Genomic DNA, 509 nt, shown 5'->3' on the forward strand with positions numbered 1-509 from the left:
TTTTTCTTGATTCCATGAGTTTTGGGACCATATGCAACATTATCGTAAATGCTCATGGGAAATGGATTTGGCTTTTGAAAAACCATACCCACCCTGGACCTTAATTTAATGACATCTATGTCTCCGTATATGTCCTGGTTGTCAAGATATATTCCGCCCTCAACCTTGATTCCTTCAATCTCATCATTCATTCTATTCAAAGTTCTAACAAAAGTTGACTTTCCACATCCTGAAGGTCCAATAAGAGCTGTAATTTCCTTTGTACCTATTTCCATGTTTATCTTTTTCAATGCCTGAAAATCTCCGTAATACAGGTCAAGATCCTTGACAGAGAATTTAATATTATTATTCATTATATTTTACCTCAATAAAAAATTTAAATAAAGGATTATTTAGATTTGTTGAATCCCAGTGTTATAAGTTTTGACAGTCCATTTAATATCAATATCAAAAAAATTACAACAGTACCTATGGCACAAGCCATTTCAATATTTCCCTCTTCCTTAGCT

The 509-nt window shown here is 32.8% G+C and carries 1 pseudogene; it reads right to left on the reverse strand.

Annotated features, from left to right (window positions below):
- Positions 1–353, reverse strand: a pseudogene (locus AC3AX0_RS09610) (phosphate ABC transporter ATP-binding protein); the annotation flags it as partial.
- Between the last annotated feature and the right edge of the window lie 156 nt (positions 354–509).

It is taken from the genome of Dethiosulfatibacter sp. (assembly GCF_983023055.1).